Origin of the sequence: Rhizobium sp. C104 (genome assembly GCF_022354505.1) — a bacterium.
Lineage (GTDB): Bacteria > Pseudomonadota > Alphaproteobacteria > Rhizobiales > Rhizobiaceae > Rhizobium > Rhizobium redzepovicii.
Genome location: NZ_CP092348.1, coordinates 1,005,353 through 1,022,300, shown reverse-complemented (window position 1 = coordinate 1,022,300; position 16,948 = coordinate 1,005,353). Strand labels below are relative to the sequence as shown.

General features: G+C 64.1%; 13 protein-coding genes, 1 pseudogene and 1 riboswitch. Of the genes and pseudogenes, 4 read left to right on the top strand and 10 right to left on the bottom strand.

Annotated elements, in window-relative coordinates; translation table 11 throughout:
* Nucleotides 1–68: 68 nt before the first annotated feature.
* The 6 genes from cbiB to MF410_RS06190 form a co-directional block, all read right to left on the bottom strand.
* Complete coding sequence (gene cbiB / locus MF410_RS06215; RefSeq protein WP_097625798.1) at nt 69–1,049, bottom strand: adenosylcobinamide-phosphate synthase CbiB; 981 nt, start codon at nt 1,047–1,049, stop codon at nt 69–71.
* Nucleotides 1,046–2,089, bottom strand: a complete 1,044-nt coding sequence (cobD, locus tag MF410_RS06210) for a threonine-phosphate decarboxylase CobD (protein ID WP_097625799.1) — start codon at nt 2,087–2,089, stop codon at nt 1,046–1,048. Before cobD ends, cbiB begins: the two co-directional genes overlap by 4 nt.
* The gene (locus MF410_RS06205) at nt 2,086–3,393 is read right to left on the bottom strand and encodes a cobyrinate a,c-diamide synthase (RefSeq protein WP_097625800.1); all 1,308 of its coding nucleotides are present in this window, start codon (nt 3,391–3,393) and stop codon (nt 2,086–2,088) included. Before MF410_RS06205 ends, cobD begins: the two co-directional genes overlap by 4 nt.
* On the bottom strand, nt 3,390–4,229 hold the full coding sequence (gene cobA / locus MF410_RS06200) for a uroporphyrinogen-III C-methyltransferase (protein WP_097625801.1): 840 nt from the start codon (nt 4,227–4,229) through the stop codon (nt 3,390–3,392). The genes MF410_RS06205 and cobA overlap by 4 nt, the downstream gene beginning before the upstream one ends.
* Before the next feature lie 190 nt (nt 4,230–4,419).
* Complete coding sequence (locus MF410_RS06195; RefSeq protein ID WP_097625802.1) at nt 4,420–5,370, bottom strand: nucleoside hydrolase; 951 nt, start codon at nt 5,368–5,370, stop codon at nt 4,420–4,422.
* 69 nt (nt 5,371–5,439) lie between these two features.
* Nucleotides 5,440–5,859, bottom strand: coding sequence for a cobalamin biosynthesis protein (locus tag MF410_RS06190; protein ID WP_097625803.1), 420 nt, complete (start codon nt 5,857–5,859; stop codon nt 5,440–5,442).
* Between the two features lie 147 nt (nt 5,860–6,006).
* On the opposite strand from MF410_RS06190, the gene MF410_RS06185 reads away from it, so the two are divergent.
* From MF410_RS06185 to MF410_RS06175, 3 genes are all read left to right on the top strand, one after another.
* Nucleotides 6,007–6,792: a TSUP family transporter gene (locus tag MF410_RS06185; RefSeq protein ID WP_097625804.1), complete on the top strand. Its 786-nt coding sequence runs from the start codon at nt 6,007–6,009 to the stop codon at nt 6,790–6,792.
* Nucleotides 6,793–6,902: 110 nt separating this feature from the next.
* The gene (locus tag MF410_RS06180) at nt 6,903–7,268 is read left to right on the top strand and encodes a nuclear transport factor 2 family protein (RefSeq protein ID WP_097625805.1); all 366 of its coding nucleotides are present in this window, start codon (nt 6,903–6,905) and stop codon (nt 7,266–7,268) included.
* Nucleotides 7,268–8,062, top strand: a complete 795-nt coding sequence (locus tag MF410_RS06175) for a helix-turn-helix transcriptional regulator (RefSeq protein ID WP_097625806.1) — start codon at nt 7,268–7,270, stop codon at nt 8,060–8,062. Before MF410_RS06180 ends, MF410_RS06175 begins: the two co-directional genes overlap by 1 nt.
* Nucleotides 8,063–8,065: 3 nt before the next feature.
* Here the strand turns inward: MF410_RS06175 and cobO are convergent, their stop codons facing one another.
* The 4 genes and pseudogenes from cobO to cobU form a co-directional block, all read right to left on the bottom strand.
* Nucleotides 8,066–8,701, bottom strand: coding sequence for a cob(I)yrinic acid a,c-diamide adenosyltransferase (cobO, locus tag MF410_RS06170; RefSeq protein ID WP_097625807.1), 636 nt, complete (start codon nt 8,699–8,701; stop codon nt 8,066–8,068).
* Complete coding sequence (cobN, locus tag MF410_RS06165) at nt 8,698–12,612, bottom strand: cobaltochelatase subunit CobN (protein WP_097625808.1); 3,915 nt, start codon at nt 12,610–12,612, stop codon at nt 8,698–8,700. Before cobN ends, cobO begins: the two co-directional genes overlap by 4 nt.
* Before the next feature lie 4 nt (nt 12,613–12,616).
* The gene (gene cobW, locus MF410_RS06160) at nt 12,617–13,666 is read right to left on the bottom strand and encodes a cobalamin biosynthesis protein CobW (protein ID WP_097625809.1); all 1,050 of its coding nucleotides are present in this window, start codon (nt 13,664–13,666) and stop codon (nt 12,617–12,619) included.
* A 4-nt stretch (nt 13,667–13,670) separates the two neighbouring features.
* Nucleotides 13,671–14,194, bottom strand: a pseudogene (cobU, locus tag MF410_RS06155) (bifunctional adenosylcobinamide kinase/adenosylcobinamide-phosphate guanylyltransferase).
* A gap of 283 nt (nt 14,195–14,477) precedes the next feature.
* Nucleotides 14,478–14,871: riboswitch (cobalamin riboswitch) on the bottom strand.
* Nucleotides 14,872–15,150: 279 nt separating this feature from the next.
* Here cobU and MF410_RS06150 point away from each other — a divergent pair.
* A complete protein-coding gene (locus tag MF410_RS06150) occupies nt 15,151–16,941 on the top strand; it encodes a chloride channel protein (RefSeq protein WP_097625812.1) in 1,791 nt (596 codons plus the stop codon).
* Nucleotides 16,942–16,948 lie beyond the last annotated feature (7 nt).

Below are 16,948 nucleotides of genomic sequence, written 5' to 3'. Positions count from 1 at the left end.
ATGAGGCGCTTCGCATAAACCTTTGCGGCGGAGCTGTCCACCGGGGCGTGGACGCGCTGCGTGGCGCCCTACAGAAAACACAGAAACAACCCGAAGATCAGACCGGTGAGCACCATGCAGCTGGCATAGAACACCGACACGCCGTCTTCAATGTCCGCGGCGGTGGCGACGTCCCGCCCCGGGTTGTTGATCATCGGCTCCGTCACGACGACACCGCCATAAATGCGCGGTCCGGCGAGCTGGACATTGAGGGCGCCGGCCATGGCCGCCTCCGGCCTGCCGGAATTCGGCGAGCGGTGCAGGCCGCCGTCGCGCATCGCCACGCGGATCGCCTCGCGGCAGGGGCTCATGCCGCGCCGGATACAGGCCCCGGCGGCGATCAGCAGGATGGAGAGCCGCGCGGCCGGCCAGTTGACGATATCGTCGAGCCGGGCAGCGGCCCAGCCGAAATCGATGTATTTTTCCGATCTGTGGCCGATCATCGAATCGGCCGTGTTCAGCATCTTATAGGCAAGCAGGCCCGGGAGGCCGAAGATGGCATAGCATAGGGCCGGCGCCACGACGCCGTCGGAGAAATTTTCCGCAAGGCTTTCGATCGCCGCGCGGCAGACGGCCGGCTCGTCGAGCGTTTCGGGATCGCGGCCGACGATGCGGGAGACAGCGTTCCGGCCGCCGGCGAGCCCTTCGCCGCGCAAGGCGGTCGCGACGGCCGCGACATGATCGGCAAGGCTCTTCTGCGCCAGGAAAATCGCCACCAGACCGGCCTCCAGCACGAGGCCGGCAAGGCCGAAGAGCGCGAAGAACCGATCGAACACGAAGCCCGCGGCGATCGACAGCAGCAGCAGCGCCAGGATTGCCGCGACGCCGTTCATCCGGCGCTGGGAGCCCGTAAGGCTTGAGGGATTGAGCTGCTGGTCGGCATAGGAAATCGCCACGCCGAACATGACGACGGGATGCGGCACGCGTGACCACAGCCACTGCGGATCGCCGGCGATCCGGTCGAGCAGCAGCGCCAGAAGCAGCACAAGAAGGTTTTCGTCGATCGTCATCGCTCAAATCCCTGAAGGGCTTCGCCAAGCCGCCTGTCCGCCGCCGGATCGGGCGTCAAGCCGAACCGCAGCCAATCCGGCGCATAATCGAACTTGCGGACGAGAATATGATGCCGGCAAAGATGCGTGTAAATGTCGCTCGCCCTGCTATCGGCGGCAAGGGTGAACAATGCCGTTCCTCCCCTGATCCTCAACCCGGCCGAAGTCAGCGTCGCCTGCAGCGCGGCGCTACGTTTATCGAGAGAGTGGCGGATCGCGGAGACGTCGGAGCGAAACAGCGAGGCGGCCAGCGACAGCGCCGGGCCGGAGACCGCCCAAGGGCCAAGCCAGTCCTCGATACGAGCCAGAATATCCTCGCGCGCGATTGCAAAACCGAGCCGCAGGCCGGCAAGCCCGAAAAACTTCCCGAAGGAGCGGAAAATGATCAGGTTGGAGAGCTCTTGCGCGTGGGCTGCGAGGCTCCGCGCCGGATCGGCATCACCGAAGGCCTCGTCGACGACGAGAATCCCGCCTGCCGCTTTCATCCTGTCGTGCAGGCCGATCAGCGTTTTGGCCGGCCAGACCCTGCCGTCCGGATTGTTCGGATTGACGACGACCGCAAGCCTGTGTTCACCGCCGGTCGCAGCAATATCATCGACCGCATCGACGACAAAACCGGCAGAGGCGAAGGCGCGCGCATATTCGCCGTAAGTCGGCGATACCACGACAATCCTATTGTCCGTCACGGCGACCCTGTCGTCCGTCGCGGCGCCCCGGCCTCCCTGTCGAAGCAGGCGCGGCAGGAGCTGGATCACGGATTGCGTCCCGGGCACCGGCAGCGGCAGGATCGCTCCGCTGCCATAATGATCGCGCGCCGCAAATCTTGCCTCGTCGACGAGATGCCTGTCCGGCAGACGGTGCCAGGCCATTGCCGGGATGTCAGGCAGGGCGACGGGACAGGGGTTGATGCCGGTGGAAAGGTCGAGCCAGTCTTCCGGCCTGCCGCCGAAAGCAGCGGCTGCGGCGGTAATGCCGCCGCCGTGGGCGATCGGCGCGCTCACGCGGCCGCTCTCGCAAGATCGATCAGATGCATGTAGGAGCCAGCTACCTGGCCGCGCCGGAGCCCGACAGCACCGAGATCGGTTCCCAAAGCGTCCTGTGCGGCAAACAGCCGCTTTCCCTCGCCCTCGGAAACAACGCTGGAATAGTGGAATTCATGCGCCGTCATCGTCCGCGCGAAGAAGGCGCCGTCGAGCGGTGTCACACGGCGATAGCCGAGATGACGCCGGCGCTCGGCATAGCTGGTGACAACAGGCAGCAGGCCGAGCATTTCATGGCGCTTGCCCTCGGCATCGATCAGCCCATCGCCGAGCACCATGTAGCCGCCGCACTCGCCGTAGATCCTGATGCCGCGCGCCGCCGCATCGAGCATGCCGGCGCGGAAATTCTGCGCTTGGGAGAGCCGTCCCGCATGCAGCTCGGGATAACCGCCCGGCAGATAGATCGCATCGGCGTTGCCGGCCGGCGCCTCGTCGGCGAGCGGCGAGAAGAAGGAAATATCGGCCCCGCGGCGGCGCCACCCCAGCAGCATATGCTCGTAAGAAAAGGCGAAGGCGACATCGCGCGCCACGGCGATGCGGGCGCCGATCGGCATCAGCCGATCGATATTGGCGGCAGACGGCCGGTTGAGCCCCTGCCTTGCGATGCGCAGCAGGAATTCGAAATTGCATTCCTCGGAAACGGCGTCCGCCGCATGGTCGATGAAATTCTCAAGCGTCGCATGTTCACCGGCCTGGACGAGGCCGAGATGGCGCTCCGGCAAGGCAAGCGTCTTGTCGCTGGCGATCACGGCGACAACAGGCATGCGGATCGCTTCGAGCGAGTGGCGCAGCATCGCCTCATGCCGTTCGCTGCCGACCTTGTTGAGGATGACGCCGGCAACGCGGACATCGGCGCGAAAGCCGGCGAATCCTGATACCAGCGGCGCCACCGATTGCGACATGCGCGAGGCATCGACGACCAGCACCACGGAGAGGCCGAGCTGGGCGGCAAGATCGGCCGCCGTCCCCTTTCCGTCGGCCGCTCCGTCGAAAAGTCCCATCATCGCCTCGATGACGAGGATGCGGTCGCCGGAGCGGTGAAGGGCTGAATTGGCCGAGATCAGTTCCGGGCGCATCGCCCAGGGATCGAAATTCAGGCAAGGCGTGCCGCTTGCCGCCGCATGGAAAGCGGGATCGATGTAATCCGGCCCGGCCTTGCCGGGTGCCACCGCAACGCCGCGTCGGCGCAGCGCCCTCAGCAGCCCGAGCGTCACCGTCGTCTTGCCGGCGCCGGAGGAAGGGGCTGCGATCAGAAGGCCGCTCATATCAGCACCTGGCCGGACCGGCGAAATGGATCGGATTGCAGGCGCCGGCCCGCCAGGGCGCCGAGCCAGTCGAGCGAGGCTCTGAGCCGCACCACCTCGCCGACGACGACCACCGCTGGCGGCTCGAGCCCGGAGGCGGCGACTGTCTCGGGCGCGTCGCCAAGCGTCGTTTCCAGCACCTGCTGCCGGCCGGTGGCGGCGTTGCAGACGAAGGCAACGGGTTCGGACGGCGGCCGGCCGGCGGCGATCAACCGGGCGCTGATCTCGGCAATATGTTTCATCGCCATATACATGACGATGACAGGTGAACCCCGGCCGATCGCCTCCCAGTTGATCCTGTCGGGCACGATGCCGGAGGAATCATGGCCGGTGAGGAAGGTGACGGCATGGTTGATGTCGCGATGTGTCACCGGAATGCCGGCATAGGCAAGCCCACCGATGCCGGCGGTGATGCCGGGCACGATGCGGAAGGGGATGTTGTGCTCGACCAGCGTCAGCGCCTCTTCGCCGCCACGGCCGAAGACGAAGGGGTCGCCGCCTTTTAGCCGCAGCACTCGCTTGCCGGCCCGCGCCAGCTCAACCAGCCGTAGCGAGATGTCGCGCTGTTTCGCCGAAGGCTTGCCGCCGCGTTTTCCCGCAAATTCCACCACCGCCTGCTGCCGCGCCAGCGCCAGGCATTCCTCGTTGACGAGCGCGTCGTGCACGATGACATCAGCCTCGGAAAGTCCCTTGGCAGCCAGCAGCGTCAACAGCCCGGGATCACCGGGGCCGGCCCCGACGAGCCAGACGCTGCCCGGCTCCAGCGCCGGAAGATGAGAGAGTTGGCTATTCAACATTTTGTTGATCTAGGCCCAGCGAGGAGCAAGGTCAACGCCGCCTGCCCCGCCTCACTTGAAGTTGCTGAGATGACCATGACTCACTTTACGAGAAAGCGGATTCGAATTCTCCGAAAATCCGAATAACAATATGAATATATTATCATATGATCGCAAAAGCCGGCCGCGATGCAGCCGGCCTCCCAGTCGGTCAAACGCGAAGCAGCGCCTTGCGGATAAGGTCGATGACTTTCTCCGATTCGATACCGGTGCAGATGATCTGGCTCGGTAGACCATCCCAGTCGCCCGGCGGGAAACGGCGACCGTCCGGCTTGATGATTGTCTGGCCGTCGGCAATGCCGCCGCACACGACGCGCACCGCACCCGATATCGACGAGAACAATTCCGGCGCCACGACATAGACCGCAGCGCAGCTGTCATGCACCATCATGCCGTCTTCGACCGCATGCTTGTAGAAATCGATATAGGACTGCGACAGTGCGTCGAGCAGCTTTACAGCCTCGTCGCCCTTGGCAGCCATCTCGCCGAGATAGCTCCGGCTCATCGTGGTGATCGAGGTGACGTCGAGGGCGATGACGGCGACCTTCCAGGGCGCGGTCATGACGATGTCGGCCGCTTCGGGATCACCGTGGATATTGGCCTCGGCGACCGGCGAGACATTGCCCGGCACATAGAAATTGCCGCCCATGATGACGACGTCCTTGACCAGCCCCGCAATCTCCGGGTCTTCCTTCAGCGCCCGTGCCAGATTGGTCATCCGGCCGACGGCGACGAGGCGCACTTCCCCTGGGTTGGCGCGGACGGTGTCGATGATGAAGCGATGCGCCGGACGCGGATCGAGTGCCACATCAATCTTTTCCGGCACCTCGATATCGCCGAGGCCGTTGTCGCCATGCACCATCGCCGGCCATTCCCGCTCGGCGCGCGATGGATCGATGGTGACGCTGGCGCCCTTGGCAACCGGCGCTGCGATACTCCATTCGCGCTTCAGGAAAAGCGCATTGCGCGTTGTCGTCTCGACCGAGGCATTGCCGAAAACGGTGGTGATACCGATCAGATCGATTTCGGGATGGCGGTGCAGGAAAAGAAGCGCCATGGCGTCGTCGACGCCCGGATCCGTGTCATAAATGACCTTGTGCATGGAATATCCTTTATGTGCAAACCGCGAGCTGCCGGACGGCGCCGCGAATTGCCGCCACCATAACGCCCGTCAGGCTTTCTGCAACCCGATGCGGGCGACCGCCGCCGTCGCATGCGCGGATTTGATTTTGCCGAGCAAGAGCTCCGCATCCGCTCCGATGGCCACAAGTGCCGCCGATTCCGCCACGCCGTGACAGCCGACGCGGGCAAAGACGATCTCCGAGGGATTTTTGAGCCGCGGCGTTGCCGCTTCCAGCCGCGGCGCATCGAAGAACAACGCCGGCACGGAAAAATGCTCGGCAGCGGCAAGGATTGCCGCCTCCTGCCTCCGGCTGTCGATGGAAGCGATGGCAGCAAGCTCCGCCCCGCCGATACCGGCCGCATCGAGGGCCGTTATCGCCAGCGCTAGAACCTCCGCAGAGGGCGTCCCGCGCTCGCAACCAAGGCCGAGCACGTGGCGTCGTGCCGTATCGAAGGAAATATCACTCATGGAAGCCGTCGAATGCGCTCTGCTGTGTCCCAGAAGATGATGCCGTCGGGAAACCGCTCCTGCTTGTCGGCATCATGCTCTGGCAGCCATTGCAGCTTAGAATGGGAAATGCAACAAAGCCACCCGAAAGCTCTCCGGAATACCATCTTGCCTGACATTGCTCCTCATCTGCTTCTGCTGCTCTGCGCGGCTGCCTTCTTTGCCGGTTTCGTCGATTCGATCGCGGGCGGCGGCGGTCTCATCAGCGTTCCCGCCATGCTGATTGCCGGCATTCCGCCGCTGCAGACGCTCGGCACCAACAAGGTGCAGTCGATCTTCGGCGCAGCCTCGGCAACGCTCGCTTATGCCCGCAAGGGCCACGTGCAGCTTCGCGAACAATTGCCGATGGCGCTGATGGCGGTCATGGGCGGGGCGCTCGGCGCCGCTCTTGCCACGATCGTGCCCGGACAAGTCCTGCAGGCGATCATGCCGGTGTTGCTGCTGTCGATCGCGATCTTCTTTGCCGTCAAACCGAACCTCAACGACGTCGATACCCATCGCCGCATCACGCCCTTCGCCTTCGGTCTGACACTGGTCCCGGCTATCGGCTTCTATGACGGTGTCTTCGGCCCCGGCACCGGTTCCTTCTTCATGCTCGCCTTCGTCACCCTCGCCGGCTTCGGCGTGTTGAAGGCGACGGCGCACACCAAGCTTCTCAATCTCGGCTCGAATTTCGGCGCGCTGATCGTCTTCGCAAGTTTCGGCGCAATACTGTGGAAGATCGGCCTGTTGATGGGCGTCTGCCAATTCCTCGGCGCGCAGCTCGGTTCGCGGCTCGCCATGCGTATCGGCGCAAAGCTCATCAAGCCGCTGCTCGTCATCGTCTGCGTCGCCCTTGCAGTCAAACTGCTCGCCGATCCGGCAAATCCGCTGCGCGTCTGGCTCGGCGTTTAGCCTAAATATTTGACCGCCTCCATTACCTCTGACGTAATTGATAGGCCGCATCGCCTTCCCGCATGATCGCGCTGCCTGGAGTGAACGGGCGATCAAAAGGAGATGACCCGATGAACGACGCAAACAGCAATGCCGAGCGCTACCTCGCCGTCTGGAACGAGACGGATGCGGCTCACCGCCGCGCTCTCATCGCCGAGAGCTGGGTGGAAGCCGCAACCTACGTCGATCCGCTGATGTGCGGCGAAGGCCACGAGCAGATCAATTCGCTGGTGGAGGCCGTGCAGAACCGCTTTCCCGGTTTTCGTTTCGAACTGATCGGCACGGCTGACGGCTATGGCGACAATCTGCGTTTCTCCTGGGGCCTCGGGCCTGCCAATGGCGAAGCACTGATCAAGGGCACGGATTTTGCCGAGCTTGAGGGTGGCAAGCTGAAATCCGTCCGCGGCTTCATCGACCAATTGCCGGAAGCCGCCTGATGGCGCCGACCGCCCGCTCTCTTGGCGATCATTTGCGCGAATGGCGCCAGCGCCGCCGGATGAGCCAGCTCGACCTGGCGCTGGAGGCCGATATCTCGCAGCGGCATCTGAGCTTCATCGAGAGCGGGCGCTCGACGCCGAGCCGCGACATGCTGCTGCATCTTGCCGAACGCCTCGGCGTGCCGCTCCGCGACCGGAACCCGCTGCTGCTGGCGGCGGGTTTCGCTCCCGTCTTTACCGAGCGTGCGCTCGACGATCCCGCCTTGGAACCAGCGCGCCGCGCCATCGACATGGTGTTGAAGGCTCATCAGCCTTTCCCGGCGCTCGCGATCGACCGCCACTGGACCCTCGTTGCCTCCAACGCGGCGCTGGCGCCGCTCATCTCAGGCATTGCCGATCCGTCCCTGCTGGAACCCCCGGTCAATGTGCTGCGCCTCAGCCTGCACCCGCAAGGACTGGCGCCCCGCATTGCAAACCTCCCGGAATGGCGCGCCCACCTTATCGACCGGCTGCGCCAGCAAATATCGGCCTCGGGCGATCCGGTATTGGAAAGGCTGCTGAAAGAACTGCTGTCCTATCCGGTGCCCGAAGCGGCGAACGACGCGCATAGCGACCACGCCGGCATCGCCGTTCCGCTGAAGCTTTCGACCAAGGCCGGCCCGCTATCCCTGATCTCGACGACCACAGTCTTCGGCACGCCCGTCGACATCACTCTGTCGGAACTGGCCGTGGAATCCTTCTTCCCGGCGGATGAGGAAACAGCCGCGATCCTGCGCGGCCTTTCCCTCAACTGATGCCTAGAATTCTACCCCCGGCTGCCCCTTGATGCCGGAGCGGAAGGGATGTTTGACAAGCTCCATCTCGGTCACCAGATCCGCGATCTCGATCAGTTCTTCTTTGGCGTTGCGCCCCGTCAGCACCACATGGGTCATGGCGGGCTTCTCGGTCTTCAGGAATTCCACCACCTCGTTGATATCGAGATAGTCGTAGCGTAGCGCGATGTTGATCTCGTCGAGCAGCACCATGGAATTGCGCTCGTCGCGGATCAGTTCCTTGGCCTTTTCCCAGGCAGCCGAGGCGGCGGCAACGTCGCGGGCGCGGTCCTGCGTTTCCCAGGTGAACCCCTCACCCATGGTGTGGAACTGGCAGAGATCGGAGAAATGCTTCTCGATCAGATCGCGCTCGCCGGTCCACATCGCGCCCTTGATGAACTGCACGACGGCCGAGGGTTTACCATGGGCGATGTGGCGAAAGATCATGCCGAAGGCGGCGGATGATTTGCCCTTGCCCTTGCCGGTATGGACGATGATCAGCCCCTTGCCGTCGGTCTTGGTCGCCATGATCTTGTCGCGCGCGGCCTTCTTCTTCGCCATCTTCTCGGCGTGGCGCGCATCATCCTTGCCCGTTTCGTTGTCCGGGATTTCGTCACTCATCGGTTCACCTCATTCTGTGGTTTGGCCAGGTCGAACCGGGCCGAATTGCTGCGCGGCGTCCAGAGGCTGCGGTCGATCGCCTCGCGCAGCCGCGCTGTCATCTCGTCGAATGCCGCCGGGTTCTTTTCCGTCATGAAGCTACGCACAGCCGGATCGGTGACGAAAGCCTGGTAGACCGCCTCGAAATGATGCGCACCGACCGCGCCCGTCGTCGCCGCGAAGGCGAAGAGATAGTCGACGGTGGCGGCAATTTCGGCCGCACCCTTGTAGCCGTGGCGCATGACGCCGGATATCCATTTGGGATTGACGACGCGTCCGCGCACGACGCGACCGATCTCTTCCTCCAGCGAACGGATCACCGGCCGCTCCGGCCTCGAGTGATCATTGTGGTAGATCGAGGGGCGCGCGCCGCTGAGCGCCTCGGCCGCCGCCGCCATGCCGCCCTCGAACTGGTAGTAGTCATCGCTGTCGAGCAGGTCGTGCTCGCGATTGTCCTGGTTCTGAACGACGGCCTGCACCGAGCGCAGCCGCTCCTCGAACAGGCCGCGTTCGGCCTTGCCCTCCTCACCGGCGCCATAGGCATAACTGCCCCAGACGAGATAGGCCTCGGCGAGATCGGCGCGTCGCTCCCAACCCTTTTCGTCGATCAGCGCCTGCAATCCGGCGCCGTAGGCGCCGGGCTTCGAGCCGAAAATCCGGTAGCCCGCCCGACGTTTCGCCGCGGCGGCGTCGAGGCCGGCAGCCGCAAGCCTTGCCGCCTCGCCGCGCATGCGCGTTGCGATCGGATTGTCGGCCTCGTCCTCTTCAAGCGCGCCGACGGCGCGGACCGCCTTGTCGAACAGAGCGATCTGCTCGGGAAAAGCGTCGCGGAAGAAGCCGGAGATGCGGAGTGTCACGTCGACACGCGGCCGCCCGAGCATGGCTTGCGGTATGATTTCATAGCCGGTAACGCGGCGAGAACTCATGTCCCAGAGCGGCTTGACGCCAATCAGCGCCAGCGCCTGGGCGATATCGTCGCCGCCGGTGCGCATATTCGACGTTCCCCATGCCGTCAGCCCCAGGGAAACAGGCCATTCGCCGTGATCCTGCACATAGCGGCGCACCAGCAGCTCGGCGGATTTCTTGCCGAGTTCGTAAGCGGCCGGTGTCGGCACTGCGCGGCTGTCGACCGAATAGAAATTTCGGCCCGTGGGCAGCACGTCGGGCCGCCCGCGTGTTGGCGCGCCGGATGGGCCAGGTGCGACGAAGCGACCGTCGAGCCCGTTGAGTAGACCGTGAATTTCGGCGGGGCCGCAGGCGAGGATGGAGGGCTTGAGGCGGGTTTCGATCTCGGAGAGTACAGCCTGCGTAGCCTTCCACTCTGCTGGGCACTCCATTTCGCCGGAAACGAACTTCGCTGCCAGCAGTTCGACGCGCTCGACGGCGTCGCCATTGGTGCGCCAGGGTGCATCGAGAACGTCGGCGAGGATGGCGGGACGTGTTCTGGTCCAGGGGGTGGCCATGTCGCAGTCGAGAGGGTCGAACGTGGAGTTACCCCTCTCTGTCCTGCCGGACATCTTCCCCACAAGGGGGGAGATCGGCAAGGAGTAAGACAATCGCTCTATATCGATTGTTTGGGGAGGCCGGCGCTCCGATTCAATCTCCCCCCTTGTCGGGGAGATGTCCGGCAGGACAGAGGGGGGTGCCCCAGGCACATTGCCCATCCCCGCATCCGCCGCGATCACCCGCTGCAAGCTCGCATCACCGCCCTCGCCCAGCCCGCGCGGCACCCGCGCCAGCGCCACGGTGAGATCTGTCAGCAACCGCCCCTCCGGCGACACGCCGAACACATGCAGCCCATCCCGAATCTGCATTTCCTTGAGGTCGCAGAGATAGGCGTCGAGCTTCTTCAGCGCTTCGCCTTCGCTTTCGCCGCTCTTTATACCGGCATCCCGGTCGAGGCCGATATCGGTCACCAGATCGAGGATCTGCCGGCTGAGCAGGCGAATGCGGCGGGGATCACTGCCGGAGGCCTCGTAATATTCGTCGACCAGCGCTTCCAGATCCTTGAGTGGCCCATAGCTCTCGGCCCGCGTCAAAGGCGGCGTCAGATGATCGATGATGACGGCGGCAGTCCGGCGCTTGGCCTGCGTGCCCTCGCCCGGGTCGTTGACGATGAAGGGATAGAGATGCGGCAGCGGCCCGAGGATCGCCTCGGGATAACACTCCTCCGATAGCGCCAGCGCCTTGCCCGGCAGCCATTCGAGATTGCCGTGTTTGCCCATGTGGATGACGGCATCGGCGCCGAACGCGCGCCGCAGGAAAGCATAGAAGGCAAGATAACCGTGCGGCGGCACGAGATCCGGCGAATGATAGCTCTCCTTCGGATCGATATTATAACCGCGCGCCGGCTGAATGCCGACGAGGACGCTACCGAAGCGGGCGAAAGGCAGGGCGAAGACGCCGTCGAGAAAATACGGATCGTTCTCGGGATCGCCCCAGCGGGCCCTCACCTCATCCTGAATCTTATTAGGAAGAGTATCCAGGAAGCCGTTGTAGAGACTCAGGGAAAGGGTCTCGCGAATGACCCTGCCGTCATGACCTGAATTGGTCGGCCCTTGCATCAGATGCCGGATCAGCGCGTCGCCATCGGCCGGAATATCGGCGAGCGGATAACCCGCTGCCGCCATCGCCCGAAGCACCTCGATGCTGCCGGCCGGCGTATCCAGGCCAACCCCGTTGCCGAGCCGGCCGTCGCGATTCGGATAGTTCGCCATCACGAGCGCGATGCGCCGGTCGCGAGCCGGAGTAGCGCGCAGCCGCGCCCAATTGGCGGCCAGTTCCGCCGTATAGCGCACCCGGCCGGCATCCGGTTCGCTGGCGACAATGTTGGTCTCGACGGCTGCATCGTAACGCGCCGCCGTCTTGAAGGAGACCGCCCGCGCCAGCACCCGGCCGTCGACTTCGGGCAGCGCCACGTTCATGCCGAGATCGCGCGCCGACAGGCCTTGCGAGGAGGCCGCCCACGCTTCCTTGGAGGACGCAGACAAGATCGCCTGCAGCACCACCGCCCCATTCGCCTCCAGCACCGTCGGCTGCCGGTCGGCACCAGGCGCGGAGACGGCAAAGCCGGTCGTGTTGATCACGACATCGGGTTTCAGTACTGAGAACACGCTCTCGATAATGCCGGTCGAAACGGGGTCCTTGAGGCTATAGGCAAAGACCGGCAGCGGCCGGAGACCGTGCGCCTGCAAGGCTTCGATCAGCGCTTCGATCGGCTTGGTCTCGCCGCTCTGCACGAGCGCTCGGTAGAAGCTGATGGCGACGATTGGCTCCACCGCCACCTTCTCTGTCACCCGCCGCCACTCCTCGACCCCGATCAGCCCTCGCCCCGCCCACCAGATCCCCGCCTTCATCAACGGTACCGCCGGCGCGGGCTTCTCCGCGCCCGACAGCATCGCCGCGGCATAATCGAGAAAGGCGCGCCCATTGGCCTCGCCGCCCTCGATGAGATAGGCCCAGAGCGCATCGAGATCGTCGACCTCGATGTTCGAGAAGGGTACCAGCCCCGCATCCGACCTGGCATCACCCGGCAGCACCGCAATCTGCGCGCCGGCGCGGGACGCTGCAGCATGCAGCGCCTCCAGCGCATAGCGGAAATAGCTGGCGCCGCCGAGCGCACGGACGATGATGAGCCTGGCGTGCCGCGCCGTGCGCTCGACATAGGTATCGACCGACATCGGGTGCTTGAGGCTCATCAGGCTGGCAAGCCGCAGCGAATGCGGCCCACCGCAGGCGCGATGGGCGGCCGCGATCGCCGCAAGCTCGCTGTCGGCGGCCGACAGAAACAGGATATCGCCCGGCGTCTGACCGAGATCGATCGCCTCTTCGCCGTCGCTGATCATTCCCTGCTGGGCCAGAAGCAGATGCATGGGCCTACGCCAGCGCCTCGATCGCCGCTCTCACCGCACCCTGATCCATCTCATGCAGACCAATGACGACGAGGCGCGTGCCGCGGTTTTCCCCAGGCGCCCAGGCGCGATCGAAATAGTGGTCGATGCGGCTGCCGACTGCCTGGAGCTGCAGGCGCATCGGCTTGCCCGAAACATCGACGAAGCCCTTGAGGCGCAGCACGTCATGGGCCAATATGATGCTCTTCAGCGCCTCGATGAAGCCGGCCGGATCGGCGACCGGGCCGAGATCGACGACGAAGCTGTCGAATTCGTCATGATCGTGCGGCGTGCCGTCCTCATGCTCCAGTTCGTGATGGGACTTGCGGTTGGCGATATCGTCCTCCGTGCCGATGCCGAGGCCAAGCAGGATGCCGGCCGGCACCTCGCCGTTTTTCGCCTCGATCATCACCGGCTTGCGCGAGGTGCGGGCGGCGACCTCGTCGCGCACCCGGCCGAGGCCGGCCACGTCGATCAGGTCGGTCTTGTTGAGCACGATGAGATCGGCGCAGGTGAGCTGATCCTCGAACAGTTCCTCGATCGGGCTCTCGTGATCGAGCGATTCATCCTCGCTGCGCGCCGCCTCGACGGCATCGTGGTCGTCGGCGAACCGGCCGGCGGCAACAGCCGCACTGTCGACCACCGTGATGACGCCGTCGACGGTCACCTGGGTGCGAATGTCAGGCCAGTTGAAGGCGGCGACCAGCGGCTGCGGCAGAGCGAGGCCCGAGGTTTCAATGACGATATGGTCGGGCCGCTGCTCACGTTCCAAGAGCTTCGTCATCGTCGGAATGAAATCGTCGGCGACGGTGCAGCAGATGCAGCCATTAGTCAGTTCGATGATGTCGTCCTCGCTGCAGTTCTCCGCACCGCAGCCCTTCAGCACCTCGCCGTCGACACCGAGATCGCCGAATTCATTGATGATCAGCGCGATCTTTTTACCGCCGGCATTGGTAAGCAGGTTGCGGATCATCGTCGTCTTGCCGGCGCCGAGGAAACCGGTGATGACGGTTGCGGGAATCTTCTGTTGATTCATGGATTTAACCCTTCATTTTCAGCGGCAGGCCTGCCGCGATGAATAGACTTCGGCGGCCTTTGCCGCGATCAGCTGGTGGAGACGGCCGGCATGATCGCGAAAATCCCGCGCCATGCGATTGTCCGGCACGATGCCGAGGCCGATCTCGTTTGACACGAAAACGAGCCGCGCCTTTGCCCGCGGCAAATAATCGGCGAGCGCCAAAAAATCCGCCGCCATATCGCGCTCCTCCATCATCAGATTGGTGACCCAGAGCGTCAGGCAGTCGATCAGCACGACCCGGCCCTCGCCGTCGATGGCGGCGAGCCTGCCGACGAGATGGAGCGGTTCCTCATGCGTCGTCCATGACGGGCCGCGATCGGCTCTGTGCTGGGCAATCCGCGACTGCATCTCCTCGTCCCACGCCCGGCCGGTCGCGACGTAGTGACGATCGAGGCCGGTTGCAACGACGAGGTTTTCGGCAAACCGGGATTTGCCGGAGCGTGCGCCGCCGAGGATGAAAATGGCATTGGAGAGAGCGGTCGTCATGCGCAGACGGCCTGCTGGGAGAATGCGACACCCCACCACGCTCCCTCATTCCTGTGCCTGTCACAGGAATCCAGGCACGGCGCGTCCGCGCCGTGAATGACTCTCATTCGGGAAGTAAGTCTCTCGCGCCCAAGGACTTGGTCGCACTGGATTCCTGTGACGGGCACAGGAATGAGGGAGGAGAGGGAAATGCGCTCCAGTACCCCACGAGGCAACGCCGAATTCAATCGTTCAGCCAAAACAACCTCCGTGCTGGCAGCGGGTCTCTTGCCCAGGATTGGGCTTTTCGCCCGGCACGAATGGCAGGTCTCCTGGCTCGCGGTTGTCGGCCGCGATCGGGGCGGACCGGAAACCGGTCGCCCCTGATCGTGCCAGCGGATCTGCCTCGCCTTCCCGGCTGCATTGGTGAAGAGGTGGACGATTCGTAGAAATAGAGGCGTCCGACCCCGGTTGATCACCATGCATGTCCAGTGGCTTTTCCGGCATGTCGCCCGTCACGCCCGCCTGCATGATTGCAAGCGGGCAGGAAGGGCTCGATGCCGGATGGAAGACCCTGACCGCTCTACAGTCGCGGGGTCGGCTGTGATGAAGGCGCCCGGTGTGGGTCCGCCCCGTCACATTCCCTTTTCATCCGGAAGGCGTAACGCCGATCCGGAACCATCCGTTATATCCGAGGATGGCCAGATGACCATCCGCGTGGGATGGTCTGGCGACCATCCGTTGAGGGATGGTTAGGCAAGCTCAGGAGTGAAGTCAACCGGCCTTGGCGGTCGGCCGTGGGCGGCAAGGCAGGCACGCTCATCCAAACACGACTTACTCGACCAGGAATATCGTCATTTATCAGAGGCTTACGTCATAAATATTTGACGCGCCCGCCGGCTTTTCGCCGCAATTGCGCTGCAAGCGGACTGCGCCATCGCCCTTGACCGGGCCTCTTCCTGCCTAGTTGTCTTGCCATGCTTATGAAATTGGATCGGCGCCGGTTCCGAGCGCTGCGTGTTTTCTTCGATCCGGGGCGGCTGCGGGCGCTGACCCGCCGCAGCGAAGTCGGTCTGTCTCTGGCGGGCGCTGTCGTCGGCATTGCCTCCGGTCTTGCCGTGACCGGCATGAGCTTCGTGTCCAATGAACTGCATCAGTTGGTCTTCGGTATCGCCGACAGCGAAAGGTTGAGCTCGTCGGTGATCGACGACAAGCTGCTGCTGCTCACCGCCCCGATCATCGGCGGCATCCTGCTCGGCCTGTTGCTCTTCATTTTGGCCAAACGCCGCAAGAAGCCGATGGTCGACCCGATCGAGGCCAATGCGCTGCATGGCGGCCGCCTGTCCTTGACTGACAGCATTATCGTCGCCGTGCAGAACCTGATCTCCAACGGGTTCGGCGCCTCCGTCGGCCTGGAGGCCGGCTATACCCAGCTTGCCGCAGGGCTCGCCTCGAAACTCGGCCTGAAGCTGCAGCTTCGCCGCTCGGATCTCCGCGTCCTCGTCGGCTGCGGCGCAGCCGGCGCCATCGCCGCCGCCTTCAACGCGCCGCTGACCGGCGCCTTCTATGCCTTCGAACTGATCATCGGCACTTATACGATCGTCTCGCTGACCCCTGTGGTGGTTTCGGCCCTTGTTTCCACCCTGATCGCAAGGCTGCTCACCCACGGCGATTTCACCATCGATATCGGCGGCTTCGGCGCGGTCGTGCCGGCCGATTATATCCCGGCGCTGCTGCTCGGCGCGGTCTCAGCCGGCGTCGGCATCCTGATCATGCAGGGTGTCGCCTTTGTCGAAGAACTGGCGCGCAAGAGCGCGATCGCCCCGCCCTTCCGCCCGGCCCTCGGCGGCATCATCGTCGGGCTGCTGGCGATGATCTCGCCGCAGGTGCTTTCGGCCGGCCATGGCGCGTTGCATCTGAACCTCTCCCGCGACGTCGCCATCCCGGCGCTGATCGGCCTCTTCCTGTTGAAATCCTTGGCTTCGGCGATCTCGATCGGCTCGGGCTTCAGGGGCGGCCTGTTCTTCGCCTCGCTGTTCATGGGCGCCCTGCTCGGCAAGCTCTTTGCTTATTGCGGCCCCTATTTTGCCGATGCGACGCTGACGCCCGTCATTTATGCCGTGGTCGGCATGAGTTCGCTTGCCGTCGCCGTCATCGGCGGGCCGCTGACGATGACCTTCCTGGCGCTCGAAATCACCGGCGACTTCCCGATCACCGCGCTGGTGCTCGCCGCCGTCATCACCTCCTCGCTCGTCGTGCGCTCGACCTTCGGCTACTCCTTCGCCACATGGCGCTTCCACCTGCGCGGCGAAAGCATCCGCAGCGCCCATGACGTCGGCTGGATCCGCAACCTGACGGTGGACAAGCTGATGCGCGCGGACGTCAAGACGGCAAGGGCTGGCATCTCGCTGGAGGAATTCAAGCAGGCCTTCCCAATCGGCTCGACCCAGCGTGTCATCCTTGTCGAGGAGAGCGACAAATATGCCGGCCTCGTGCTGGTGCCGGAGATCTACGCCAACCCGACCGACACCCAGGACGAGGGCAAGACGCTTGCCGATTTCATCCACTACCGCAACGATTTCCTGCAGCCACAGATGAATGCAAGGCAGGCGGCGGCGATCTTCGATAAGAGCGAAAGCGAAGCACTCGCCGTCGTCAACAATTTGATCGAGCGCAAGGTGATCGGCCAGCTCAGCGAAAGCTATACGCTGCGCCGCTACAGCGAAGAACTGGACCGCCGCCGTCGCGAAGTCTCCGGCGAAATCTGAAGGGGTG

Coding starts and splice junctions, on each gene's coding strand:
- cbiB (WP_097625798.1), bottom strand. CDS start 1,049: ATGACGATCGACGAAAACCTTCTTGTGCTGCTTCTGGCGCTGCTGCTC.
- MF410_RS06205 (WP_097625800.1), bottom strand. CDS start 3,393: ATGAGCGGCCTTCTGATCGCAGCCCCTTCCTCCGGCGCCGGCAAGACG.
- cobA (WP_097625801.1), bottom strand. CDS start 4,229: ATGTTGAATAGCCAACTCTCTCATCTTCCGGCGCTGGAGCCGGGCAGC.
- MF410_RS06195 (WP_097625802.1), bottom strand. CDS start 5,370: ATGCACAAGGTCATTTATGACACGGATCCGGGCGTCGACGACGCCATG.
- MF410_RS06190 (WP_097625803.1), bottom strand. CDS start 5,859: ATGAGTGATATTTCCTTCGATACGGCACGACGCCACGTGCTCGGCCTT.
- MF410_RS06180 (WP_097625805.1), top strand. CDS start 6,903: ATGAACGACGCAAACAGCAATGCCGAGCGCTACCTCGCCGTCTGGAAC.
- MF410_RS06175 (WP_097625806.1), top strand. CDS start 7,268: ATGGCGCCGACCGCCCGCTCTCTTGGCGATCATTTGCGCGAATGGCGC.
- cobO (WP_097625807.1), bottom strand. CDS start 8,701: ATGAGTGACGAAATCCCGGACAACGAAACGGGCAAGGATGATGCGCGC.
- cobN (WP_097625808.1), bottom strand. CDS start 12,612: ATGCATCTGCTTCTGGCCCAGCAGGGAATGATCAGCGACGGCGAAGAG.
- cobW (WP_097625809.1), bottom strand. CDS start 13,666: ATGAATCAACAGAAGATTCCCGCAACCGTCATCACCGGTTTCCTCGGC.
- MF410_RS06150 (WP_097625812.1), top strand. CDS start 15,151: ATGCTTATGAAATTGGATCGGCGCCGGTTCCGAGCGCTGCGTGTTTTC.